The 22,655-nt window shown below is 58.3% G+C and carries 24 protein-coding genes and 2 tRNA genes; 17 read left to right on the top strand and 9 right to left on the bottom strand.

Annotated features, from left to right (window positions below; genetic code table 11):
- Positions 1-246: 246 nt before the first annotated feature.
- Positions 247-1,911, bottom strand: a complete 1,665-nt coding sequence (locus EL257_RS01510) for an OFA family MFS transporter (protein WP_126359197.1) — start codon at positions 1,909-1,911, stop codon at positions 247-249.
- Positions 1,912-2,190: 279 nt separating this feature from the next.
- Here EL257_RS01510 and EL257_RS28175 point away from each other — a divergent pair, with 279 nt between their 5' ends.
- From EL257_RS28175 to EL257_RS01470, 9 genes are all read left to right on the top strand, one after another.
- Positions 2,191-2,316, top strand: coding sequence for a hypothetical protein (locus tag EL257_RS28175; RefSeq protein ID WP_269471991.1), 126 nt, complete (start codon positions 2,191-2,193; stop codon positions 2,314-2,316).
- Between the two features lie 79 nt (positions 2,317-2,395).
- Complete coding sequence (locus EL257_RS01505; protein WP_126359195.1) at positions 2,396-4,612, top strand: AsmA family protein; 2,217 nt, start codon at positions 2,396-2,398, stop codon at positions 4,610-4,612.
- Positions 4,609-5,676, top strand: coding sequence for an A/G-specific adenine glycosylase (gene mutY / locus EL257_RS01500; RefSeq protein WP_126359193.1), 1,068 nt, complete (start codon positions 4,609-4,611; stop codon positions 5,674-5,676). The genes EL257_RS01505 and mutY overlap by 4 nt, the downstream gene beginning before the upstream one ends.
- The gene (locus tag EL257_RS01495) at positions 5,673-5,945 is read left to right on the top strand and encodes an oxidative damage protection protein (RefSeq protein WP_126359191.1); all 273 of its coding nucleotides are present in this window, start codon (positions 5,673-5,675) and stop codon (positions 5,943-5,945) included. Before mutY ends, EL257_RS01495 begins: the two co-directional genes overlap by 4 nt.
- 104 nt (positions 5,946-6,049) lie before the next feature.
- A tRNA-Phe gene (locus EL257_RS01490) sits at positions 6,050-6,125 on the top strand.
- 307 nt (positions 6,126-6,432) lie between these two features.
- Entirely contained in the window at positions 6,433-7,491 is a 1,059-nt protein-coding gene (locus EL257_RS01485; protein ID WP_126359189.1) for a PDDEXK nuclease domain-containing protein, read from the top strand.
- 67 nt (positions 7,492-7,558) lie between these two features.
- Positions 7,559-8,533 carry an alpha/beta fold hydrolase gene (locus EL257_RS01480; RefSeq protein WP_126359187.1) on the top strand — a complete coding sequence of 325 codons (975 nt, stop codon included), beginning with the start codon at positions 7,559-7,561 and terminating at the stop codon, positions 8,531-8,533.
- Between the two features lie 29 nt (positions 8,534-8,562).
- Positions 8,563-8,976 carry a hypothetical protein gene (locus tag EL257_RS01475; RefSeq protein WP_126359185.1) on the top strand — a complete coding sequence of 138 codons (414 nt, stop codon included), beginning with the start codon at positions 8,563-8,565 and terminating at the stop codon, positions 8,974-8,976.
- A 6-nt stretch (positions 8,977-8,982) separates the two neighbouring features.
- On the top strand, positions 8,983-9,435 hold the full coding sequence (locus EL257_RS01470; RefSeq protein ID WP_126359183.1) for a hypothetical protein: 453 nt from the start codon (positions 8,983-8,985) through the stop codon (positions 9,433-9,435).
- Between the two features lie 314 nt (positions 9,436-9,749).
- On the opposite strand, the gene gabP is transcribed toward EL257_RS01470, so the two are convergent.
- Positions 9,750-11,141: a GABA permease gene (gene gabP, locus EL257_RS01465; protein WP_126359181.1), complete on the bottom strand. Its 1,392-nt coding sequence runs from the start codon at positions 11,139-11,141 to the stop codon at positions 9,750-9,752.
- Between the two features lie 553 nt (positions 11,142-11,694).
- Between gabP and EL257_RS01460 the strand changes: the two genes are divergently transcribed.
- The 7 genes from EL257_RS01460 to EL257_RS01430 all read left to right on the top strand — a co-directional run bounded on the left by EL257_RS01460 (position 11,695) and on the right by EL257_RS01430 (position 17,225).
- Complete coding sequence (locus EL257_RS01460) at positions 11,695-12,468, top strand: ABC transporter ATP-binding protein (protein ID WP_126359179.1); 774 nt, start codon at positions 11,695-11,697, stop codon at positions 12,466-12,468.
- Positions 12,469-12,481: 13 nt separating this feature from the next.
- On the top strand, positions 12,482-13,231 hold the full coding sequence (locus tag EL257_RS01455; protein WP_126359177.1) for an ABC transporter substrate-binding protein: 750 nt from the start codon (positions 12,482-12,484) through the stop codon (positions 13,229-13,231).
- A 78-nt stretch (positions 13,232-13,309) separates the two neighbouring features.
- Positions 13,310-14,005 carry an ABC transporter permease gene (locus EL257_RS01450; protein ID WP_126359175.1) on the top strand — a complete coding sequence of 232 codons (696 nt, stop codon included), beginning with the start codon at positions 13,310-13,312 and terminating at the stop codon, positions 14,003-14,005.
- Entirely contained in the window at positions 14,002-14,691 is a 690-nt protein-coding gene (locus EL257_RS01445) for an ABC transporter permease (RefSeq protein ID WP_126359173.1), read from the top strand. The genes EL257_RS01450 and EL257_RS01445 overlap by 4 nt, the downstream gene beginning before the upstream one ends.
- The gene (locus EL257_RS01440; RefSeq protein WP_126359171.1) at positions 14,672-15,907 is read left to right on the top strand and encodes a methyltransferase; all 1,236 of its coding nucleotides are present in this window, start codon (positions 14,672-14,674) and stop codon (positions 15,905-15,907) included. Before EL257_RS01445 ends, EL257_RS01440 begins: the two co-directional genes overlap by 20 nt.
- A 342-nt stretch (positions 15,908-16,249) precedes the next feature.
- A complete protein-coding gene (locus EL257_RS01435) occupies positions 16,250-17,074 on the top strand; it encodes an FkbM family methyltransferase (RefSeq protein ID WP_126359168.1) in 825 nt (274 codons plus the stop codon).
- A 75-nt stretch (positions 17,075-17,149) separates the two neighbouring features.
- A tRNA-Thr gene (locus tag EL257_RS01430) sits at positions 17,150-17,225 on the top strand.
- Between the two features lie 364 nt (positions 17,226-17,589).
- Here the strand turns inward: EL257_RS01430 and EL257_RS01425 are convergent.
- The 4 genes from EL257_RS01425 to EL257_RS01410 all read right to left on the bottom strand — a co-directional run bounded on the left by EL257_RS01425 (position 17,590) and on the right by EL257_RS01410 (position 19,768).
- The gene (locus EL257_RS01425) at positions 17,590-18,015 is read right to left on the bottom strand and encodes a type II toxin-antitoxin system HicB family antitoxin (protein ID WP_126359166.1); all 426 of its coding nucleotides are present in this window, start codon (positions 18,013-18,015) and stop codon (positions 17,590-17,592) included.
- A gap of 68 nt (positions 18,016-18,083) precedes the next feature.
- Positions 18,084-18,749, bottom strand: a complete 666-nt coding sequence (locus tag EL257_RS01420; protein WP_172604529.1) for an RES family NAD+ phosphorylase — start codon at positions 18,747-18,749, stop codon at positions 18,084-18,086.
- A gap of 11 nt (positions 18,750-18,760) precedes the next feature.
- Positions 18,761-19,171 (bottom strand): MbcA/ParS/Xre antitoxin family protein, encoded by a 411-nt coding sequence (locus tag EL257_RS01415; RefSeq protein WP_126359162.1) that lies wholly within the window; start codon positions 19,169-19,171, stop codon positions 18,761-18,763.
- A gap of 309 nt (positions 19,172-19,480) precedes the next feature.
- Complete coding sequence (locus tag EL257_RS01410; protein WP_126359160.1) at positions 19,481-19,768, bottom strand: PBECR2 nuclease fold domain-containing protein; 288 nt, start codon at positions 19,766-19,768, stop codon at positions 19,481-19,483.
- Positions 19,769-20,417: 649 nt separating this feature from the next.
- On the opposite strand from EL257_RS01410, the gene EL257_RS01405 reads away from it, so the two are divergent.
- Positions 20,418-21,344: a LysR family transcriptional regulator gene (locus tag EL257_RS01405; RefSeq protein WP_126359158.1), complete on the top strand. Its 927-nt coding sequence runs from the start codon at positions 20,418-20,420 to the stop codon at positions 21,342-21,344.
- Here EL257_RS01405 and EL257_RS01400 read toward each other — a convergent pair.
- Genes EL257_RS01400 through EL257_RS01390 form a run of 3 tightly spaced genes read right to left on the bottom strand, consistent with a single transcriptional unit; the run spans position 21,261 to position 22,647 of the window.
- Positions 21,261-21,578, bottom strand: coding sequence for an AzlD domain-containing protein (locus tag EL257_RS01400; protein WP_126359156.1), 318 nt, complete (start codon positions 21,576-21,578; stop codon positions 21,261-21,263). The genes EL257_RS01405 and EL257_RS01400 overlap by 84 nt on opposite strands.
- Positions 21,557-22,273: an AzlC family ABC transporter permease gene (locus tag EL257_RS01395; protein WP_008080518.1), complete on the bottom strand. Its 717-nt coding sequence runs from the start codon at positions 22,271-22,273 to the stop codon at positions 21,557-21,559. The genes EL257_RS01400 and EL257_RS01395 overlap by 22 nt, the downstream gene beginning before the upstream one ends.
- Positions 22,270-22,647, bottom strand: a complete 378-nt coding sequence (locus EL257_RS01390) for a GNAT family N-acetyltransferase (RefSeq protein WP_126367963.1) — start codon at positions 22,645-22,647, stop codon at positions 22,270-22,272. Before EL257_RS01390 ends, EL257_RS01395 begins: the two co-directional genes overlap by 4 nt.
- Positions 22,648-22,655 lie beyond the last annotated feature (8 nt).

Here is a 22,655-nt window from a genome sequence, read left to right as displayed (position 1 = left end):
AAATCATTGGGCGAAAAAGGCAGCCATTATAGGCACGCAGGAAGCAAACAGAAACACGAGAGGTGAGATGGCTGACAGATAGAATGCCCGGCGGTCGCGGGTAGACATGTCCATACAAGCAAAAGATCGCAGCCTTCGGCAGCTCCTACATTGTGCGGTGTACACCTGTAGGAGCTGCCGAAGGCTGCGATCTTTTGGTTTTGACTCAAAAATGCCTGACACAACACGTGTCAGGCACACACTGCTTTAGTGAAACAGTACCGCCGTTTTCTGCAGGGTCACCCACACACCCCACGCCAACGGAATACCCACCACCAGCCAGGCAGCAATCGCCAAAGGCTTGGTGCCTGGCGCGGCTTTCCACTCCAGAACGGTGTTGGCATCAGCGCCCTTGTCGTGGCCCAGCGCCTGTTCGGCAGCCAGTTCAGCGTCAGTCATGAAGTACTTGTCGGCTACCGGGCGCACCATCAGGTTGCACAGGAAGCCCAGCACCAACAGGCCAGCGAGGATGTACAGGGTGATGTCGTAAGCGGCAGCGCGTTCAACGCCGATGCTCAGCTGATATTCACGCAAGTAGTTCACCAGCACCGGACCAAGCACGCCAGCCGCAGCCCAAGCGGTCAACAGACGACCGTGGATCGCACCGACCATTTGCGTACCGAACAGATCGGCCAGATACGCCGGCACCGTGGCAAAACCACCGCCGTACATCGACAGAATGATGCAGAACGCCGCCACGAACAGCGCAACGTTGCCCAGGTGACCCAGGTTCGGAACCAACGCGTACAAGGCAAAACCCAGTGCGAAGAACACGAAGTAGGTGTTTTTGCGGCCCAGATAGTCCGAGAACGAGGCCCAGAAGAAGCGACCACCGATGTTGAACAGGCTCAGCAGACCGGTGAAGCCCGCTGCGATCGCCGCGATCGAGGCCAGTTGGCCAGCGTCGAGTTGACCGAACGGCACATCTACACCCAGCAGTTTGCCGCCGAACACTTCCTGCAGCAGTGGCGAAGCCATGCCGAGGATGCCGATACCTGCCGACACGTTCAGGCACAGCACCAGCCAGACCAGACGGAATTGCGGAGTTTTCCACGCTACGTTCACGTGGACGTGACGGTTGGTGATCATCGCGTTCGAGGCTTTCTTCGCCGGTGCGGTCCAGCCTTCAGGCTTCCAGCCGGTTGGCGGTACGCGGTACGACAGCGCGCCACCAATCATGAACACGAAGTAGATGGCCGCCATGGCCACGAAGCTCTGCCATACGCCCACGCCTTCAGGCGAAGCGAAGTGGCTCATCAGCGCCGTCGCCAACGGTGCACCGACCATCGCGCCGCCACCGAAGCCCATGATCGCCATGCCGGTCGCCATGCCGCGCTTGTCCGGGAACCACTTGATCAGTGTCGAAACCGGCGAGATATAGCCCAGGCCCAGACCGATACCGCCGATCACGCCGGAGCCGATCCACATCAGCCAGATCTGGTGGGTATAGATACCCAGCGCGGAAATCAGCAGACCGCCGCACCAGCACAAGGCCGAGACCACGCCCGCTTTACGAGGACCGGCATGTTCCAGCCAGCCACCCCAGATCGCTGCCGAGCAGCCGAGGAAGATGAAGAACAGCGTGTAGATCCAGCCGAGCATGGAGATCGGCCAGTCGCAGTTCGACGAAAATACCTGTGCGATGAAGCTCATGTCCGGCGCGCAAGCCACCGGCGCGGTAACGCCGAGTGCCTTGGACAGCGGCAACCAGAACACCGAGAAGCCGTAGGCCATGCCGATGCACAGGTGAATGGCCAAAGCGGCCGGTGGAACCAGCCAGCGGTTGAAACCGGGCTTGGCGATGATGCGTTCCTTGGACAGGAACGCAGGCTGGTCGGCTTTGAGGCCGTCCGCCGTGATGCTCGTGCTCATTGTGTATCCCCCAATTGTTAGTATGGTTCGCCAGCCACTGCTCACCCTCGGCCTTATGCACGCAGGCATGACCGTTTTTTGAGGTGAAGCTCCTTGAAGGCGCGACGTTAAGTCGCAGACGGGCGGACGAACTGGCGAAGGTTACCATTCTCAGGTGACAGAAAAACCAAACTGATATCACCTTTTTTCTGTCAACTGTTCCCGGCCCCCGTAGGAGCCGCGGAACGCTGCGATCTTTTGATCCTGGTTTTGAAAGGCAAGGTCAAAAGATCGCAGCCTGTGGCAGCTCCTACCGCGGGCATTTCCAGCGGGGTCAGCATGCCGGTCATGGGTGAGGCGCTTGAAGACGCCGGTTACCAATATCAGCAGGACTTGCATGTGCTGCTGGAGTTACTGGCAACATGACTACGCACCGAACCGGGCATTTGCAGCGCTATACTCCCCGGCTAAATTACGAATTCGACTGAATTAAAAGGACTCGCCCATGAAAGCGTTCGGCAAAATCCTGGGTCTGGTACTTCTCGGGCTGTTGCTGATCATTGTGGCGGCAGGCTTTGCCCTGACCCACCTCTTCGATCCCAACGATTACAAAGACGAGATCCGCCAGATAGCCCGCGACAAGGCCCATATCGAGCTGACGCTCAATGGCGATATCGGCTGGAGCCTGTTCCCGTGGCTCGGCCTGGAATTGCACGAAGCCAGCGTCGCCACTCTGGCCAAGCCTGCCGAACCTTTCGCTGATCTGCAGATGCTCGGCCTGTCCGTGCGTGTTTTGCCGCTGCTGCGCCGTGAAGTGCAGATGAGCGACGTGCGCGTCGAAGGCCTGAACCTTCGTCTGAACCGTGACAAGAACGGTCACGGCAACTGGGAAGACATCGGCAAGGTCCCGGTCGCTGCGGGAAGCACTCCGCCAGCCACGCCGGGCGAACCCGCCAGCCAAACGCCCGTGGCAGTAGAAAAACCGGCCCAGCCGATCCGCCTCGACATTGACAGCCTGACCGTCAACAACGCTCGGGTTGAATACACCGATGAGCTGACCGGCAAGCAGTTCAGCGCCGAAAGTATTCAGCTGAGCACCGGCCCGGTGCACGATTCGACGAATATTCCGGTGAAGGCCACGGCGTTTCTCGGCACCAATCAGCCGGTACTGCGCGTGCGGACCGAGCTCAACGGCGAACTGCGCTTCGAGCGCGCGCTGCAACGCTACAAGTTCGAAGACATGAAGCTGACCGGCGAATTGGCCGGCGATCCGCTGCAAGGCAAGACCATGACCTTTGCGGCCCAAGGCCAGTTATTGCTGGACAAAGCTGCGAACGTCGCCGAATGGACCGGAATCAAAATCTCTGCCAACCAATTGCGCGCACTTGGTGAACTGAAGGCCAACGACCTCGATAAAACGCCACAGATCACCGGTGGCATCTCCATCGCCCAATTCGATTTGGCGAAGTTCATCGACAGCATCGGCCAACAGCTCCCTGCCATGGCAGAGGGCAGCCTTGGCAAGGTCGAACTGGTCAGCCGCGTCGCGGCGACGCCGACCAGCCTGGCTTTCGACAACATCAATCTGAAGCTCGACGACAGCAGTTTCAGCGGCCGCATCGCCGTCGAGGATTTCGCCAAACAGTCGCTGCGGGCGATTCTCAAGGCCGACACGTTCAATGTTGACCGCTACCTGCCGCCGAAATCGGCCGCAGCCAACAGCGCCACGCAATCGCGTCAGGCCGAGGTGGCCAACACCGAGGCGGGTGCTGTAGCAGGCACCACACCGCTCCCGGACAAACCGAGCAAAACTGCATGGAGCACCGAGCGCTTGTTGCCGGTTGAGCGCCTGGCGAAACTTGATGTCGATGCCGAGCTGACTTTCGGCCAGCTGACGCTCGACAAACTGCCAATCCAGAACGCCGCCCTCAAGGCGACGGGCCAAGGCGGGCTGCTGACGCTGACCAACCTGAGCGGCGACCTGTACAACGGCGGTTTCGTCGCCAACGGCACACTCGACGTGCGTCCGAGCGCACCGGTGCTGAATCTGCAGACCCGGCTCAATCGCGTCCCGGCGGAAAAAATCATCGAAAGCCAAGGCAAGAACCCGCCCGTCAAAGGCCTGGTGACGCTGACCAGCAATGTCACCGGCAGCGGCAACAGCCAGCAGGCATTGATCGACACACTCAACGGTAACGCCAGTTTCGTTATCAACAACGGCGTGCTGCTCAACGCCAACCTTGAACAGCAGCTGTGCAAAGGCATCGCCACGCTCAACCGCAAAACCCTCAGCGGCGAACCGCGCGGCAAGGACACGCCCTTCGAAGAACTCAAAGGCAACCTGACCTTCCACAACGGCGTGGCGAGCAACCCCGATCTGAAGGTGCGCATCCCGGGCATGACCGTCAACGGTGATGGCGATATCGACCTGCGGGTGCTCGGCATGGATTATCGCGTCGGCATCATTGTCGAAGGCGACACCAGCGCCATGCCGGACCCGGCCTGTCAGGTCGGGGAAAAATTCGTCGGCATCGAATGGCCGCTGCGCTGCCGCGGCCCGCTTGAGTTGGGCGCCAAAGCCTGCCGTGTCGACAACGATCGACTCGGTCAGGTTGCCGCCAAAATGGCTGGCAACAAGCTCAGCGACAAAATCGACGAAAAACTCGGTGACAAGGTCAGCCCGGAATTGAAAAACGCATTGAAGGGGCTGTTCAAGCGATGACAGCGGAGCAGTTTTCCACGGCGGTGCTGGACTGGTTCGACCGCCACGGCCGCCACGACCTGCCATGGCAGCAGAACATCAACCCGTATCGGGTGTGGGTGTCCGAAATCATGCTGCAGCAGACCCAGGTCAGCACAGTGCTCAATTACTTCGACCGTTTCATGGCCGCGCTGCCGACGGTCGAAGCGCTGGCCGAAGCGCCGGAAGACGAAGTACTGCACCTGTGGACGGGGCTGGGTTACTACACTCGCGCACGCAATTTGCAGAAGACCGCAAAAATTGTAGTCGGCCAGTACGGTGGCGAGTTTCCACGTGACGTCGAGAAGCTGACGGATCTGCCAGGCATCGGCCTGTCCACCGCTGGCGCCATCGCGAGCATCAGCATGGGGCTGCGCGCGCCGATCCTCGATGGCAACGTCAAACGCGTTCTGGCGCGTTTTACCGCGCAAGAGGGTTATCCGGGCGAACCGAAGGTGGCCAAACAGCTGTGGGCCAACGCTGAACGCTTTACGCCGCACGACCGGGTCAACGCCTACACCCAGGCGATGATGGATCTCGGTGCAACGCTGTGCACCCGCAGCAAGCCGAGCTGTCTGCTGTGCCCGCTGGAGCGCGGTTGCGAGGCGCACATGCTCGGCCTCGAAACCCGCTACCCGATTCCCAAACCACGTAAAGCCATTCCGCAGAAGCGCACGCTGATGCCGATGCTCGCCAACGACGACGGCGCAATTTTGCTTTACCGTCGCCCTTCCAGCGGGTTGTGGGGCGGTCTCTGGAGCCTGCCGGAACTCGACGACTTTGAAGATCTGCAACATCTCGCCGCGCAACACTCGCTGACCATGGGCGAGCAACAGGCGTTGCCGAGCCTGGTCCACACGTTCAGCCATTTCCAGCTGTCCATTGAACCCTGGCTGGTTCAGGTTCAGGAGGCCGCCCATCACGTGGCCGAGGCCGACTGGCTCTGGTATAACCTCGCCACCCCGCCGCGCCTGGGCCTCGCCGCCCCGGTCAAAACCTTGCTCGAACGCGCGGCCGCCGTCTTGAATGCAGGAGAGTCGCCATGACCCGCACCGTAATGTGCCGCAAGTACAAAGAACAACTCCCAGGCCTTGAACGCGCCCCCTTCCCGGGCGCCAAGGGTCAGGACATTTTCGATCACGTCTCCGCCAAGGCTTGGGCTGACTGGCAGAAGCACCAGACTTTGCTGATCAATGAAAAACGTCTGAACATGATGAATGCTGACGACCGCAAATATCTGCAGGGCGAAATGGACAAGTACTTCTCCGGCGAGGAATACGCCCAAGCCGAAGGCTACGTTCCGCCCGCGGAGTAAACCCCGCAAAATCGGGGGTCGGATCGTAAGCGACGGAATTAATTTAAGAAATTTTAAAAAATTCGTTGACGTAAATCCGAAAAACCCTTTTAATGCGCCCCGTTGCCCAGATAGCTCAGTCGGTAGAGCAGGGGATTGAAAATCCCCGTGTCGGCGGTTCGATTCCGTCTCTGGGCACCAAATACCGAAAACCCTGAATCGCAAGATTCAGGGTTTTTTTATGCCTGCGATTTATTCAGGGTGGTTTCCCGCTCCTTGATCCGCGCTACCCCGCAGCCAGAACCAAACGCAAATCGCGTTCGCGCTAACGGTTGTCGCCGAGCGTACGAAACGGACTACAGACGCTTGCCCCGCAAAGTGCTGACCCTCGGCAATGTCCTGCAATGGCAATCCCCTCTTCCTGCGGACTTCAGCGTCTCCCCCGACATACTCAAGCAGCAACAATTGTCATGCTTTTGCGTCTGTTCACCCTGACGCGGAAGACCCGATGAGCCAGCTAAAACCTGCTGATACGCAAGACCCGAAAATCGATTCATTGCTGGGGGAGCTTGGCGAGTTGATTCGTCAGGCGCGGCAAAAAGTGCTGCGAGCGGTTGATACGATTCAAGTGCAGACTTGTTGGCAGATCGGCCGGCACATTGTCGAGTTCGAGCAAAAAGGCGCTCAGCGTGCGGGTTATGGCCAGCAACTGCTGGCGCTGCTGGCAAAGGACCTAACGGAGCAATTCGGAAAGGGCTTTGATGAACGCAATCTGCGATACATGCGCAGCTTTTATCAGTCTTTTCCAATTTGGAACGCAGTGCGTTCCGAATTGAGCTGGACCCATTACCGTCGCCTGCTACGCGTCGAAAGTGAGAAAGCGCGCCTGTGGTACATGAACGAATGTGCCGACCTCAACTGGTCGAGCCGCGCCCTTGATCGGCAGATCCTGACGCTCTATTACGAGCGCCTTCTCATGAGTCAGGACAAAACCGAAGTGGTCGAGGAAGCGACCACCAACATCAACGCGATGAAGTGCAATCCACGGGAATTCATTCGCGATCCGGTCATGCTCGAATTCCTCGGCCTGCCCTCGGCGGGCAAAGTCAGGGAAAGCGGCCTCGAACAAGCCCTCATCGATCACCTGCAGAGCTTTCTGCTTGAGCTGGGCAAAGGCTTTTCCTTTGTCGCCCGGCAACAACGCATCAGCACTGACGGCGTTGACCTCTATATCGATCTGGTGTTCTACAACTACCTGCTCAAATGCTTCGTGATCATCGACCTCAAACGCGGCAAGCTCAGCGCCCGCGACGTCGGGCAGATGGACATGTACGTGCGCATGTACGACGAGCTAAAGCGTAGCGAGGGCGACAAGCCGACTGTCGGCATCATCCTGAGCGCCGAGAGCAACGATTCGGTTGCACGCTATTCGATGCTCAAAGGCAACGAGCAACTGTTCGCCAGCAGTTACAAGACGATACTGCCGAGCGAAGAAGAGTTACGCGCCGAGCTGAACCGCGAACAGGCGTTGATTGAAGAACGCATGCTCACCCAATCCGCTGAATAAACCGGCTGGATTGTCCTCGGACAGCGCTGAGACTATCGTTGGCAACTCTCCGCCGAGGTCGAGCGCCATGAGCAGTCAGCACACAACCGAACTGGAAGACGCCGAATTGAGCCAACCGGTTCTGACTGCAAGCGAAGGTATTACCTTCAACGAAACCGCCGACGACGGCGTCGTCCTCGGCGGCTTCATCTGGCGCCACACCTCGCCCGACCCGCAACGCCCGATAGTCATTATCAACGCCGCCACTTCCGTGCGCTGTCGGCATTACTCGCGGTTCGCGGCCTATCTGTTCAACCATGGCTTCGACGTGATGACCTACGACTACCGTGGCATCGGTGAATCACGCAGCGGAACCATCAAAGGGCTGCGCGCCTCATGGACCGACTGGGGCGCTCTGGATTTCGAAGCGATGCTCAAACGGGCGCAGCGGGAGTTTCCCGGTCAGCCAATTGATGTGGTCGCCCATAGTTTTGGCGGTTGGGCGGCAGGCCTGGCGGAGTCGGGCAAGGTGATCCGACGATTGGTAACCGTCGGTGCGCAGTTCGCTTACTGGCGCGATTACGCCCCAGAACAGCGCTGGCGAATGTTCGGCAAGTGGCATGTGGCGATGCCATTAATGGCCCTGCTCTGCGGCTATTTCCCGGGCAAACGGCTGGGTTGGCTGGAGGACACGCCCACCGGCGTAGTTCGCGACTGGAGCACGCCTACCGCGCGTTACGAGCACCGCCCAAGCGGTCGCGCACTGATGAAAAAGGCGGGGGCCCTGCCCTTCGCCAATGTCCACGCGCAGACCCTGGCCATCAGCCTCAGCGACGACCCTTACGGCACGATCCCGGCGATCGAACGCCTGCTCGGCTACTTCAGCAACGCGGCAAAAATTCACCTGCGCATCGAGCCGCAGGACATCGGCGAACGACAAGTCGGACATTTCGCCTTTTTTCGTAGCGCATACCAAGCCACACTATGGCCCATCGCTCTGACCTGGCTGCAAACCGGTGCGCTGGCCCCCGATACGCCAGGGCGGCAAGTCCCGCGCAGCTGAGCCCTTTTCAACGCACGATGGAACACATCATGGCCTCCGCCAACAAGCAGCAAAAACGCGCCACACGGGCCAAAGCGAAGGCCAAGCAGAATCGCAGCAAACGCGCCGAAGCGCCGGTCGAACTCGACCCGAACGATGATCGCATCGACTTTGAATCGGTGGACCTCACCGAATTGTTCAAGAAAATGATCGACGCCGAGAAGATCAGCCAGCAAGCCCTGTGCACCGCCTTCCTCGAAGACCCGCTGCTGGAGCTGGTTTACGAACAGGAAGGCGAGGAAGGCGCGATGGACTTCATCCTTGCCGCGCTGATCGAGTACCGCCAGTGGTCGCAGGAAACCGACGAGGCCGGCGCGCTGGCATGGATCGAATCCGCGGCCTTCCAGGCTGACTATGTGGCGGCGTCCGACGCGATCGCTGCACAAACCCAACAGAAGAACTGAGTTCCCATGGCATCCCTGAACAAACAACAGAAACGCGCCAAACGCGCCAAGGCCAAAGCCAAGCAAATCCGCATGGTCGGCCGCAAGCCGCTGGAGCAGGACGAAGATCTGGACCACCTCGCCGAGCCAGTCCCTGAATACATCCTGGCAATGTTCAGCAAAATGCGTGACGCCGAAGCCGTCAGCCGCGACGAAATGCTGCTGACTTTGCTGCGCGAACTGGCGTTCATCATCGTCGATCATCCAGACCTGCTGGACATGGAAAACGCCGATGACGAAGGCATGGCCGCTACCCACCTGGCCGCCGACATGCTGATCGACTACCGCATGTGGGCCGAAGGCGTAACGATCGAAGAAGCCCAGGCCTGGCTGAGCGAGCCGCAGTTCATCACCGATTTCGGGGTGGCGCTGGATGCTTATGGCAAGTCGGTGGAAGCCGGTGAACCCAAGGCCGAGTAATGTTTGCGCTTCAGGTTCACGCATGGTCAAGAAAAGGGTGTCAGATGAAGACAGCAGATTCACGCGAGGACGGGCAAATCCCGAAAGTAGAAGACTCAGCAGCGAACCTCGAGAGCGACCGTGTTAAATCTCTCAAGCCGACAACTTGGGATGAATGGTTCGACGACGAGGAGAAAAGCAGACGAGACTTCATGCTCTCGCGAGACTAAACCTGATTCGGATCTGAAGCGCAGAATATTTCGCCACCGGCAACTCAAACAAAAACGGCCGCGAGTCATCACTGACAGCGGCCGTTTTGCATTACGCGTTGCGGATCAGTTCAACACCACCGCGCCGCGTTTTTCCAGTTTGCGACGGCGCGCAACCAGCAGGCCGGCAGCCACTACCATCAGACTCAGCAGGCCAGTCGCGAGGATCTCCACGCGGTGCGCTTCCTGGAACGCCATGATGGTCAGGGCCACGACGATGAAGACGATCACCGCGTAGGTCAGGCCCGGGAACAGCCACATGCTGAAAGCGATTTCCTCACCGCGGGCCATGCGCTGTTTGCGCATACGCAGTTGCGAGAATGCGATCACCAGGTACACCAACAGTGCGATCGCACCGGAGCTGGCCAGGAGGAATTCGAACACCGCGGCCGGGGCAACGTAGTTGGCGAAGGTGCAGAGGAACGCTGCACCGGTCGACAACATTACGGCCCAGTAAGGCGTGCCGCTTTTGTTGGTGCGGGTCGACATGGCCGGCGCATCCCCGCGCTTGCCGAGGGAGAAGAGCATGCGCGACGAGGTGTACAGCGCCGAGTTCAGGCAGCTGGTTACCGCGACCAGCACAACGATGTCGACGATCATTTTCGCGTTCGGGATGCCCATGCGCTCCAGCACGGTCTGGTAGGAACCAAGATTGGCCAGTACCGGATCATTCCATGGCACCAGCGCCACGACGATGAAGATCGAAACGAGGTAGAACAAACCGATTCGCCAGATCACCGAGTTGGTGGCTTTGGAGATTTGCTTGCCCGGATCCTTCGACTCCGCGGCCGCGATGGTGACGATTTCGGTGCCCATGAACGAGAACATGGTGGTCAGGATTGCGCCAAGAACGGCGCCCATGCCGTTTGGCAGGAAACCGCCGCTGTCGAACAGATGCGAAACGCCGCTGACCTGACTGTTTGGCAGGAAGCCAAAAATTGCCGCAAGGCCGAGGCCGATGAAGCCAATGATCGCCAACACCTTCACCAGCGCGAACCAGAACTCGAATTCGCCGTAGTTCTTCACACTGAACAGGTTGGTCACGGTCAGCAGCATGGTGATGACCAACGCGAAGGCCCAGATATCCACACCCGGAAACCATGCATGCAGAATGGTCGCGGCGGCGTTGGCTTCGAGTGGAATCACCAGGACCCAGAACCACCAATACAGCCAGCCGATGGTGAAACCGGCCCAATGTCCGATGGCACGGTCGGCATAAGTCGAGAATGACCCGGTGTCTGGCGAAGCAACGGCCATTTCGCCGAGCATGCGCATGACCAGCACCACCAAGGTACCCGCAGCGGCGTAGGCCAGCAGCACGGCAGGGCCGGCGGCAGCGATGGCGTGGCCGGAGCCGACGAACAGACCGGCGCCGATCACACCGGCGATCGACAACATGGTCACATGACGCGGTTTGAGCCCCTGTTCGAGACCATTGGAGCTTGGAATACTGCTCATCGAAACTACCTTTGCAAGAAAAGCGATTGCGTCCGGCCCGTCTGAAAATTCCTTCTCGTAAAAAGAATCCAACGGACTGTTCCTTATTCTGCACGCAATAAATGCGCCAAAATGTTTCAAACTCTACCGGGCCGCGGGTTTACGCGCGACCGGACGATCATCGCAAGTCATTGAGATTAATGGCAATCCGCCAGATCGTTACCCTGCGACTCACTTTCAAGACGAATCCGCGCACTCGAAACACACGGAAAAAGTCGGCGATGCACAATAAAAGGGCGAATCGTGAACGTTCGGCCGGATAGCGCTTCCAACACCCCGCCAAAGCTGGCAACATCGCGCCTTTTTTTACGCGACACCTGCGGGTTTTCACCATCAAACACCCGTTCGGTTGTTGATGGGGCGACAGTCTGCTGCGCCGATGCGACAACCTGCCACACGCCACCCGTTAACCGCTCGCAGCGCTGTTGGCTGCCATTGAAACGCTATGCTAGCTTGGCCGCCTCGCCAGGACGGCCATCCAAAAGCTGGAGCGCAACATATATGAGGAACGCACATGGCTGAGGCCACGCCCGCGCTTGAAATCCGCAACCTGCACAAACGCTACGGACAGCTCGATGTGCTCAAAGGCATCTCGCTGACCGCCCGCGACGGCGACGTGATCTCGATCCTCGGTTCCTCCGGTTCCGGCAAATCCACGTTCCTCCGTTGCATCAATCTGTTGGAAAACCCGCATCAAGGCCAGATTCTGGTGGCTGGTGAAGAACTCAAGCTCAAAGCCGCCAAGAATGGCGAACTGGTTGCCGCCGATGGCAAGCAGATAAACCGTCTGCGTTCCGAGATCGGTTTTGTGTTTCAAAACTTTAATCTGTGGCCACACATGAGCATCCTCGACAACATCATCGAGGCACCGCGTCGCGTGCTCGGCCAGAGCAAGGCCGAAGCCATCGAAGTCGCCGAAGCGCTGCTGGCCAAGGTTGGCATCGCCGACAAGCGCCACGCCTACCCGGCGCAATTGTCCGGTGGTCAGCAACAACGTGCGGCGATTGCCCGCACGCTGGCAATGCAGCCAAAGGTCATTCTGTTCGACGAACCCACCTCCGCGCTTGACCCGGAAATGGTTCAGGAAGTACTTAGTGTCATCCGCGCATTGGCCGAAGAAGGCCGCACCATGCTGCTGGTAACTCATGAAATGGGCTTCGCCCGTCAGGTCTCCAGCGAAGTGGTGTTCCTTCACCAAGGCCTTATAGAAGAGCAAGGATCGCCACAGCAGGTGTTCGAAAACCCGCTTTCGGCGCGCTGCAAACAATTCATGTCCAGCAACCGCTAACGGAGCAACATGCATGCAGAACTATAAAAAGGTCTTCCTGGCCGCAGCCGTCACCCTGGCGTTCAGCGCCGGTGCCATGGCTGAAACTCTGAAGATGGGCATCGAAGCGGCCTACCCGCCGTTCAACAATAAAGACGCCAGCGGCAACGTCGTCGGCTTCGACAAAGACATCGGCGACGCCCTCTGCGCGAAGATGAAAGTCGAATGCAGCGTAGTCACCTCCGACTGGGACGGCATCATTCCGGCCCTGAACGCGAAGAAGTTCGACTTCCTGATCTCGTCGCTGTCGATCACTGACGAGCGCAAAGGCGCGGTCGACTTCACCGACCCGTACTACTCGAACAAACTGCAGTTCATCGCGCCGAAAAACGTCGACTTCAAAACCGACAAGGACTCGCTCGAAGGCAAAAAGATCGGTACCCAGCGTGCGACCCTGGCCGGTACCTGGCTGGAAGACACCTACGGCGATGACATCTCGGTCAGTCTCTATGACACCCAGGAAAATGCCTATCTCGACCTGACTTCGGGTCGTGTCGACGCGATCCTCGCCGACAAGTACGCGAACTACGATTGGCTGAAAACCGACGCTGGCAAGAACTACGAGTTCAAAGGCGACCCGGTTGTGGAAAGTGACAAGATCGGCATCGCTGTACGCAAAGGTGACCCGCTGCGTGAGAAGTTGAATGCTGCTCTGAAAGAAATCGTCGCTGACGGCACTTACAAGAAGATCAACGACAAGTACTTCCCGTTCAGCATCTACTGATCCTGACCTGTGGGACTGGCGCCGTGATGCAACGGCGCCGGCTCCCGACTTTGCCTGCCGCAATTTGAACAGAACCCCATGATTATCGACCTCTACGGATTCGGCCCGGCCCTCGCTGCCGGCGCGCTGATGACCGTTCAACTGGCCCTCACCGCCCTGTGCCTGGGCCTGGTGCTCGGCCTGCTCGGCGCCTTGGCCAAGACTTCCCCATACAAGCCGCTGCAGTGGCTTGGCGGCACGTATTCGACATTGGTGCGCGGCGTCCCGGAGTTGCTCTGGGTATTGTTGATCTACTTCGGTACGGTCAACCTGATGCGCGCACTCGGTGAGTTTTTCGGTAATCCCGATCTGCAACTCAACGCCTTCGCCGCCGGTGTAATCGCTCTCGGCTTGTGTTTCGGCGCCTACGCCACAGAAGTGTTCCGTGGTGCAATCCTCGCCATTCCCAAAGGCCACCGTGAAGCCGGTCAGGCCTTGGGCCTGTCGAAATGGCGGATATTCACCCGGCTGATCATGCCGCAAATGTGGCGCATCGCCCTGCCCGGTCTGGGCAATCTGTTCATGATCCTGATGAAAGACACCGCGCTGGTCTCGGTGATCGGCCTGGAAGAGATCATGCGTCACGCACAAATCGGCGTGACCGTGTCGAAACAGCCGTTCACCTTCTATATGGTCGCCGCGGTCATGTACCTGGGCCTGACAGTGCTGGCGATGACCGGCATGCACTTCCTGGAAAAACGCGCCGCCCGCGGCTTTGCGAGGAGCGCCTCATGAACTGGGAAGTCATCATCAAATGGCTGCCGAAACTGGCGCAGGGCGCGACGCTGACCCTGGAACTGGTCGCCATCGCCGTGATCGCCGGCCTGTTGCTGGCGATTCCGCTGGGCATCGCCCGCTCTTCGAAGCTGTGGTACGTGCGGTCGCTGCCCTACGCATACATCTTCTTTTTCCGTGGCACGCCGTTGCTGGTTCAATTGTTCCTGGTCTACTACGGCTTGGCGCAGTTCGACGCAGTACGTCAAAGCGCGTTGTGGCCGTATTTGCGCGATCCGTTCTGGTGCGCCACGGTGACGATGACCTTGCACACGGCGGCATATATCGCCGAGATTCTGCGCGGGGCGATCCAGGCGATTCCTCCGGGCGAAATCGAAGCGGCGCGTGCGCTGGGGATGTCAAAGCCCAAGGCGATGTTCTACATCATCTTGCCCCGGGCTGCGCGCATCGGCCTGCCGGCCTATAGCAACGAAGTGATCCTGATGCTCAAGGCCAGTGCGCTGGCCAGCACGGTGACCCTGCTGGAGCTGACCGGTATGGCACGCACGATCATTGCCCGCACCTACCTGCCGGTGGAAATCTTCTTCGCCGCTGGTGTGTTCTATCTGGTGATGGCTTACATACTGGTACGCGGCTTCAAGCTGCTGGAGCGCTGGTTGCGCGTCGATGCCTGCCAAGGGCGCTGATGCTTCCTACGTGTTGACGGGCGAGGACCTACTCGCCCGCTTCACCGCGCTGGATGCCTTTTTGGTTAAGCATCAGGCGCTGTGGAAACCCCGACCGTTCACTCATCTTTCGCTTGATTGGGAAGCGTCCTACCCGGAGTTGGCCTCGTGGCTACGCGGACGCTCACTGGAAGATGCAGAAAACGCTCACAACCAACCTGCCGATCTTGCTGATGCGCCAGAGCCGTTTGCTTCATTGGCGGCGTTGTCGGCTGAGCTGAGCGCAGTTGGCGAGCTGCCAGGGCATGCGCTGTGCGCTGCGGGGCATCGGTTGAATGTCGATGTGCCGGGGCGCAAATGGCAGCAGATCGAGGCGTTTGCCAGTCGCTTGGCCTTCGCCTCGCAGCCGACGCATTGGCTGGATTGGTGTTCCGGCAAAGGACATTTGGGGCGGCGCGTATTGGCCTCGGGGCAGCAACTGACTTGCGTTGAGTACGATCCTGCATTGGTCGCCAGTGGTCAGGCCTTGAGTCAGCGTCATCATTTGCATGCTTTGCACGTGGAACAGGATGTACTGGCGGCGGACGCCTCTGCCGTATTGAACGCAGCCCATACTCCCATCGCCCTTCACGCGTGTGGCGATCTGCATGTTCGCCTGATGCAACTGGCCAGTGCTGCCGGTTGCCAACGAATGGCTATCGCTCCTTGCTGCTACAACCGGATCGATCGCCGCGAATATCAACCATTGTCCTTGCCCGCATCGGCATCGGTCCTACAGCTCTCGCGGGAAGATCTGGCCTTGCCCATGAGCGAAACCGTCACCGCCGGTGCACGAGTCCGACGCCAGCGCAACGCCTCGATGGCTCGCAGACTCGCCTTTGATTTGCTGCAACGACAATCGCGCGGCGTCGATGAATACCTGCCGACGCCGTCTCTGCCCAGCGCCTGGCTGGATAAACCGTTCGCCGATTACTGCCGCGATCTGGCGGCGCTGAAGCAGTTATCCACAATCGGGTCACCAGATTGGCCGTCGCTGGAAACCGCCGGTTGGCAGCGGTTAGCCGAAGTTCGCAACCTGGAACTGCTGCGCGGACTATTCCGACGGCCGCTGGAGCTTTGGCTGAATCTCGATCGGGCACTTTACCTCGTCGAACAAGGCTACGTCGTACGCCTTGGGACCTTCTGCGCAACCCCACTCACGCCGCGTAACTTGCTGTTATTGGCCGAACGCGAATAAACCACGGCACCCTGTGGATAACTCTGTTGATGAAATATTCGTGGATCCAATATCCATGCCTGTTTCAGGCCCTTAACAGGACTGGTCATTTTTTGTTCGCATGGATAAAAAACCAATAAAACAGGGCTTTGCGAGCAAAATGCGAATATTTCTACAAATACTCTTCTAAACATCGTTTCACGCTATCCCGTTGTGCATAAGCCGCCAATCAAAACGACATAACCGCCGAAATCCACCCGTTCGAAGCGAACAATTGCGACGCCTCGCCAGCCTTGCTATACAAGGCCACAGCATGACACCGACACGCCCCGACAAGAACAATCAGACCGACAGGAAGCGACCGTGACGTTCATTTCTTACGCACAGAATTTCGAAGACGTCCGCTTGTGGCGAGCCCTCAAGCAGATCGAAAATGGCTTCTATATCGATGTCGGTGCCAACGACCCCAATCACGACTCGGTCACCAAAGCCTTCTACGACAATGGCTGGCATGGCGTTAACGTCGAGCCCATGCAGGACTACTACGACGCGCTATCCCGGCAGCGCCCGCGCGATGCCAATGTGCAATGCATCGCTAGCGATCAGCCCGGTGAAATGACTTTCTATGCCATCGCCGATACCGGCCTCTCCACAGCCGACGCGGCCGTCGCCCAGCAGCATAAAGACCAAGGGATGGACGTGCGCAGCCTCACCGTCAAGTCGCGCACGCTGACCTCGATCTGCGAACAGTATGCTGCCGATCGATCTATCCATTTTCTGAAAATCGACGTCGAAGGCCACGAAGAAAGCGTGCTGCGCGGCATGGATTTCACTCGCTTCCGCCCTTGGATCATCGTCATCGAAACCCCATGGGAACGCGACCACACCTGGGAACCGCTGGTCACCGACGCCGGTTATCAAGCGATCCTCTTCGACGGCCTCAACACGTGGTTCCTCGCCGACGAATACATGAAGCTAAAACCCGCATTCGACATCCCGCCGTGCAACCTCGACAACTTTCAACTGTGCAAAGGCCACGCCTTCGCTCATCCAATACACGACGTCGACCAGCAGCTGGCCAGCGCTCTGCAACGCGCCGAACAGGCCGAAGCGCAACTGTCGGCCCTGCAAAACAGCCGCACCGTACGGGCGGTACAAACGCTGCGAAATGTGCTGCGCAGGGCTTAATTTTCAGGGAGGCAAAAATAGTCTGAATTCAGGGGTTTACAGAAATTATCCAGTCGCTATAATCGTCGCCCACACGCCGGTATAGCTCAGTTGGTAGAGCAACTGACTTGTAATCAGTAGGTCCCGGGTTCGACTCCTGGTGCCGGCACCATACAAAACAAAGCCCCTGCAGAAATGCAGGGGCTTTGTTGTTTCTGGGGTGTTTATTATTTGGCACGCCCCGTTCTATGAATGAGGTTCTGCCCACTCAGTGGAAGCTAACTGTCCTGTCGCAAGCACAGCTTTTCCCGCCTTCATGCGCCAGCCAAAGTCCAGCAAATCCCGCTGAAATTGTTCCTTCTCACGGTCCATCGCTTCTCCCTCTTACAAGTCGCTTGGGAAGGTTGCCGCCGAGCCGCTGAACTTTATCTGATTGTCCGTCGTGAACGCTCAAAAACGATGCAGAGACGGCGTCATATTTGGACGCTGCGCTCTGAACCGCCTCATACGGTGATCTCTCTAACGTTCAATGCGAACTACGCCGCCTCCACCGATAAAGAAATCCGCCGCCCTAACTGCTGTAATGCACGCTCGACATTCTCGATTTTGGAATGGTGCAGGAAATCAACTAGCCGATCGACCTGGGGCCGTTGCACACCAAGACGACGCGCCAGTTCGGCTTTGCTGACACCTGACTCCGATAGCGAATGCCAAAGCGCAACTTTTGCGGCAGTCAGTGCAGGAAGGCGCAACACAACATCGTTTTCCTGCTCTCCTGTGTGAGCAGCTGGGATCAACCGGCGATCATCCACATAGATGGAAAATGCCGTCTCAATCGCATCGATGGCGGTAGCCAATGCCTCCCCCAGAGTGTCGCCGACAGCGTGCATCTCTGGAATAGCAGCACAAGTCAGCCAGACGCTGCCCGGCTCTTCGTGAACATCCAAGGCGTATTCGAACATCACGCTTCCTCTCATGGGACCTAACTCGCCACATTAAGCCCTCTCGTCAATGCGAGGGCTTTTTGCGCTCAAACCTGATTGATCTCGAACACTATCGAAATTTTGCGCTCGCTCGCACTCCACACATATCGCAAATGCTTCCCCTGCTTCGGAATCGAAACCGCCGGAGGCCGAAGCGCCGCGACACATTCATGCCCAGCCAATCGCACGCTGTTATATAGCAAGCCCCACGAATCAGCCTCGCGCAGTTGCCGCGCAAACGCCTGCGATGGGCCGTACGCTTGCGGGTCAGGCTGATGCAGACTTTCAAAGCCTTGGCGAACGTCATGCAGCGGCTTGACCACCCGATTGACGTAAGTGCGCATGGTCAACTCGAGATCGGCTTGCTGCGTCGCAGCAAGAAAACGCTCTTGATGGAAACACGTCTCGGCAATCGCCGCTGCCTGGCTGCTCGCGGCGTAGTAAACGCCGAAGGTACCGTCGCTGAAACGGCTGCGTTTGCCGATATGGGTGAAGGCGGCCATTACCGGGCTGGAGCCGGGGCCGGACAGGCGATCTTCAGGGCGGACGCGGGCGAGCACGCCGGCCTGTTCGATCAGGCGATCGTTGGTCAGCGCTTCGATGGCATAAGCGATTTCGAGGTCTTCGGGGTCGAGCACGTCTTCGAACAGCGCAATCGGCGGGAAGCTGCTATTGACGATGCGATACGCCCGCGGCCATGGCACGTCGACCAGCGCCGGGATTTTCAACCGCGCACTCCGTCGAGATAGCGGCGTACGTCAGCAATATCGACCACGCGCCCGGCAAGCATGTAATCCAACGCCGTTTGGCCATTGAACGGTGCTGCCGTGTTCGGGCTGCTGACCCAGGTGTAGGCGCGTTCGCGGCTGTTACTGAAGATGATGCTCAACGCCTTGTGAATACCCATGAGATAAGAAATGCGCTCAAGGGTGTCGTGAGGTAAACGGATGTTTGGCGGCAGGTGTTTGTATTTGTAGAACGTGGTGTTGCCGACGCCGCCGAGTAAGGTGCGTTGCTGCTCGGCGCTGCAGCCCCAGTGCTCCATGAGGCTGAAGAAGAACTTCAGCGCAACGCGGCCGGCTTCGGGGGCTTCGAGTTGTTCATGGGGCGTGAGGGCTGTGGAAGAGGTCGGCATGTCTAATCCTTCGTGGCTGAACAGCAAATTCAGCTTAGTACAAATATGTAGAGATTCAATTGAATGGTTCGCATGCGGATTTACTATTCAAAAACCTCGGGTTGACACCTCAGTGGTCCCAGCACAAAATCGGGCCCAAGAGCGCGAAACCGATTGCCTTCAGGTGGCTATAGTCGGCGTTAGGAACCCCGTTGATGACCTGAAAATCAACGCTCGGGTGAGACCTCTTCTCCCCTGCTTGAGGGAGCACAATATCAAGCGACATACATGAAAAGGGCAGCCTCAAGCGGCTGCCCTTTTCGTTTTTTGCTATTCATAACGCTGATATAGCAGTTCACCACGGCGATGCTTGTTCAAGCCTTTCCTGTCGCAGTTCATGAAATTCCACAGTACGTTACCGCGCTCAATGTGGATCACTACCAGCATCTGATATTTAGTTTCGTAAGCCCCGATGAAGGAAAGTCGAAACGAAGCGTCGTCGTAGCGAACCTTCCATATCTCAAAGGGTTTCGTCAGGGTATCTCGCGCAAATAAGGTGAACCGCTCACGCGCATTCGGGCGTTTTTCCACCGCATGAAGCAAATCTTCACGGCGCATAGGGCGTTTCGATCAGAACAGCGTCTCGACCGTGATCGAGTCCAAACCCTCTGGCAACTTGCTCCCACGCTGCCTTCAGGCACGATGCGCTCGGTAATTCACTCACCGAAGAAATCAGTAGCTCTGGGTCAATATCTCGAATGTCCGGCAACCCTAGGTCTTTCCAGTTTTTTTGATCGGGCAACGCCCTGCTTACCTCCAAACCCATGGCATCGACTCGCTAGCTTCGCGGATGCCGGCATTGCCTGGATATCCATCGCTTCGGACTAAAAGTCCCGAAATAACTGCCTGATATTCCAGCGACTTTTGCTTTGGCGGTAAATCAGCCCCTTCGCTTTTTTCGATAGGACGCTTCCGGCAGAGATACAAAACAGCGACGTATCAGTGTGGGAAAAAACTCGAAATGCTGTAATCCCTGCGCGTAAAAACTCGTTCAGTCGCACTCGACACATCGGCTTTCTTGACCTCCATCACCCCCACGTCACCAAAAAACCCGATCCTATGTCAGCCTCCAACCATCGGCGGGGGAATCAATTCGCTACTAAACCCGCGACAACTATGCTCAGGTACAGGAATATAGCCAGCATATGGCGCCGGACCGGCAGTCTCGTAAACAACAATACCCAGCCCACTTCAGAGGGCATTACCCATGGATAGCAGAACTTTACGCAACCTCATGCGCATCGTGCAGACCGGCTCGCTGTCGGCCGCAGCCGAGCATTCGTGCCTCACCGTGCAGGCGTTGGCCGCGCAGTTGAACAAGGTCGAAGAGCAGTTCGGTTTCCGCTTGTTTCGTCGTTCCAACAAGGGGCTGACGCTGACGCCGCAAGGCACGGAGCTCACGCCTTACATCGATAGAGTGCTAATCGCCACGCGACAGATGGAAGACAAGGTCGAGGCGCTCAAAGTGCCCGGTCAGCGGACGTTGAAAGTCGCGTTGAACAACACGCTGTCGCCTGACTTCAACCGACGCATGATCGGACGCCTGATCGAGGTGTTTCCCGATTATCAGATGGAATTCAGCTACGCCGAGTCGATGGAGAATCTCAGTAAGCTGAAGAACGAGGATTTCGACCTCGCCGTGCTCATCGGCCCGCAGCGTCCGGGGTTACCGAGCATCGTCCTGCCGGATGTGCAGGTGCAGGTGGTTGGCGCGCATTGCGGGCAGGAGAACGATCCTCTGACGTTGCTGGGCAACAAGTTTCAGGTGCGTCCTGCGGAAGATTGTCCGTATTCCCACAGCTTTTTGCGTTTTCTCGACGCGGGGCTGGGCAATCACGAGAACGGCCAGCGCATGGTTTATTCGTGCAGTGAAACGTTGACGCTGTCGCTGATCACGCAAATGGACGCGGTTGGCATGGTGTCCCGTGAGGCCGCGCAAAAGAACGGCCTGACGATTTTCCCTGGTTTCGAGGATTTCCTCGAAGTGCGACTGGCGGTGAACAATCCGGATTTGTCGAGCCAGGCGTTGAGCGACGTTGTCGATCTGCCGTTACATGAACGAGCCGAGCGCAATGTACGCAGCCGTCCCAACCGCCACACTGAGAAAGAGGTTTTTGCTGAAATACGCACATAACAGCGTCGGAATCGCGGCATAGAATTCCGGGCGATCGAGCTGTATCTGCCGGTCCTTGACTAACAAGGGTGTCAGGCTGATGGCAGCAACGATCGCCACTGGCAGATATTCGAGCGCCCGCGCGATAAACGGCGGCCAGTGTTCGGTGTTGACCTGCAGCGGCAATGCGCGAGGCAGGAAGGTCACGGCCATCATCAGCGCGACCACCAGAATCAGGAACGTTTGGTCAGGCATACACCCACTCCGCAGCCCACAAACGTGGCGATGAATACGTTGAATGGCGAGCTGCCGACCAGGCTCAGTGCGCCCATGCAAATCACCGCGGCCCCGGCGGCGATGAGTTTGTTGCGCGTGTTGCACAGCGACACCAGCACGTAGAGCATCATCGCCGTCAGTGCGTAGTCGAGCTGATATTTGATCAGGTGCGCCGCGTACTGCGCGCAGACCGCGCCAAGCAAACCGCCGAGCACCCACGAGGTGTGGCAGAACAGGTTGAAACCGATCAGATAGCGCACGTTGACTGGTGCGCCGGTGCCGAGCTTGACGCTGTGGAACGCAAAGGATTCATCGGTCAGGCCACCGGCGTACGCCCAACGCTCCATGCGGCTCAAACCCAGCGCGCGCAGGGCCTTGGCCATGTACACCGACATCAGCATGTGCCGCGCGTTGATCAGAAACGTGGTCAGCACAATGGTGGTCAACGAGGCACCGCTGGAGATCAGCGCCAGCGCGGCGAATTGCGATGCGCCGGCATACACGAACAAGCACATCGCCACCGGCAGCCACATCGGCAACCCGGCGTTGACGGCCATCAGCCCGAACACGAATGACACCGTGAAGTAGCCGGCGACCACCGGGCTGGCTTCGGCAAACGTGCGCGACGGCTGATGGGTGACCATCAGCGGCGCACTGCCGGACCTTTCATTCATAGATCCCTCTCAAATGTCCGTTCGCCATGGGGCTCGCAAAAACCTTGGGCAGTCCAAAAACGCTGGCCCGCGAGGTTAGCATCGTCGACGAACAGAAACATCCGCAACACACCGACGCGCTTCATGTCGGATGACGCCGCTTCAACCAGACGTTGACCGACCCCTTGGCTGCGATAGCGCGGGCTGACGGCCAGATGATTGATCGTGCCGCGACTGCCGAGCATGCCACCCAGCACCGCGCCGACGATTTCGCCGGCGACGTCGAAGGCGAGATAGGCCGTCGTGGTTTTCTGGATCAACACGCCGCGCAGGCACTTGGCGTCCTGCCATTCGCAGAAGGACACTTCGTCGAACTGGCGGAAGAAGCGCTCCATGCGTTGCG

The sequence above is a fragment of the Pseudomonas fluorescens genome (assembly GCF_900636825.1).
In the GTDB taxonomy this organism is placed as follows: Bacteria; Pseudomonadota; Gammaproteobacteria; order Pseudomonadales; family Pseudomonadaceae; genus Aquipseudomonas; species Aquipseudomonas fluorescens_BG.
The sequence above is the reverse complement of the archived record's forward strand: the minus strand, read 5'-3'. Positions and strand labels throughout refer to the sequence as shown.

What these genes read in the sequence shown, in the direction of transcription:
- EL257_RS01510 (WP_126359197.1), bottom strand. Translation starts at nt 1,911, where the DNA reads ATGAGCACGAGCATCACGGCGGACGGCCTCAAAGCCGACCAGCCTGCG.
- EL257_RS01505 (WP_126359195.1), top strand. Translation starts at nt 2,396, where the DNA reads ATGAAAGCGTTCGGCAAAATCCTGGGTCTGGTACTTCTCGGGCTGTTG.
- mutY (WP_126359193.1), top strand. Translation starts at nt 4,609, where the DNA reads ATGACAGCGGAGCAGTTTTCCACGGCGGTGCTGGACTGGTTCGACCGC.
- EL257_RS01495 (WP_126359191.1), top strand. Translation starts at nt 5,673, where the DNA reads ATGACCCGCACCGTAATGTGCCGCAAGTACAAAGAACAACTCCCAGGC.
- EL257_RS01485 (WP_126359189.1), top strand. Translation starts at nt 6,433, where the DNA reads ATGAGCCAGCTAAAACCTGCTGATACGCAAGACCCGAAAATCGATTCA.
- EL257_RS01480 (WP_126359187.1), top strand. Translation starts at nt 7,559, where the DNA reads ATGAGCAGTCAGCACACAACCGAACTGGAAGACGCCGAATTGAGCCAA.
- EL257_RS01475 (WP_126359185.1), top strand. Translation starts at nt 8,563, where the DNA reads ATGGCCTCCGCCAACAAGCAGCAAAAACGCGCCACACGGGCCAAAGCG.
- EL257_RS01470 (WP_126359183.1), top strand. Translation starts at nt 8,983, where the DNA reads ATGGCATCCCTGAACAAACAACAGAAACGCGCCAAACGCGCCAAGGCC.
- gabP (WP_126359181.1), bottom strand. Translation starts at nt 11,141, where the DNA reads ATGAGCAGTATTCCAAGCTCCAATGGTCTCGAACAGGGGCTCAAACCG.
- EL257_RS01460 (WP_126359179.1), top strand. Translation starts at nt 11,695, where the DNA reads ATGGCTGAGGCCACGCCCGCGCTTGAAATCCGCAACCTGCACAAACGC.
- EL257_RS01455 (WP_126359177.1), top strand. Translation starts at nt 12,482, where the DNA reads ATGCAGAACTATAAAAAGGTCTTCCTGGCCGCAGCCGTCACCCTGGCG.
- EL257_RS01450 (WP_126359175.1), top strand. Translation starts at nt 13,310, where the DNA reads ATGATTATCGACCTCTACGGATTCGGCCCGGCCCTCGCTGCCGGCGCG.
- EL257_RS01445 (WP_126359173.1), top strand. Translation starts at nt 14,002, where the DNA reads ATGAACTGGGAAGTCATCATCAAATGGCTGCCGAAACTGGCGCAGGGC.
- EL257_RS01440 (WP_126359171.1), top strand. Translation starts at nt 14,672, where the DNA reads ATGCCTGCCAAGGGCGCTGATGCTTCCTACGTGTTGACGGGCGAGGAC.
- EL257_RS01425 (WP_126359166.1), bottom strand. Translation starts at nt 18,015, where the DNA reads ATGTTCGAATACGCCTTGGATGTTCACGAAGAGCCGGGCAGCGTCTGG.
- EL257_RS01415 (WP_126359162.1), bottom strand. Translation starts at nt 19,171, where the DNA reads ATGCCGACCTCTTCCACAGCCCTCACGCCCCATGAACAACTCGAAGCC.
- EL257_RS01410 (WP_126359160.1), bottom strand. Translation starts at nt 19,768, where the DNA reads ATGCGCCGTGAAGATTTGCTTCATGCGGTGGAAAAACGCCCGAATGCG.
- EL257_RS01405 (WP_126359158.1), top strand. Translation starts at nt 20,418, where the DNA reads ATGGATAGCAGAACTTTACGCAACCTCATGCGCATCGTGCAGACCGGC.
- EL257_RS01400 (WP_126359156.1), bottom strand. Translation starts at nt 21,578, where the DNA reads ATGCCTGACCAAACGTTCCTGATTCTGGTGGTCGCGCTGATGATGGCC.
- EL257_RS01395 (WP_008080518.1), bottom strand. Translation starts at nt 22,273, where the DNA reads ATGAATGAAAGGTCCGGCAGTGCGCCGCTGATGGTCACCCATCAGCCG.
- EL257_RS01390 (WP_126367963.1), bottom strand. Translation starts at nt 22,647, where the DNA reads ATGGAGCGCTTCTTCCGCCAGTTCGACGAAGTGTCCTTCTGCGAATGG.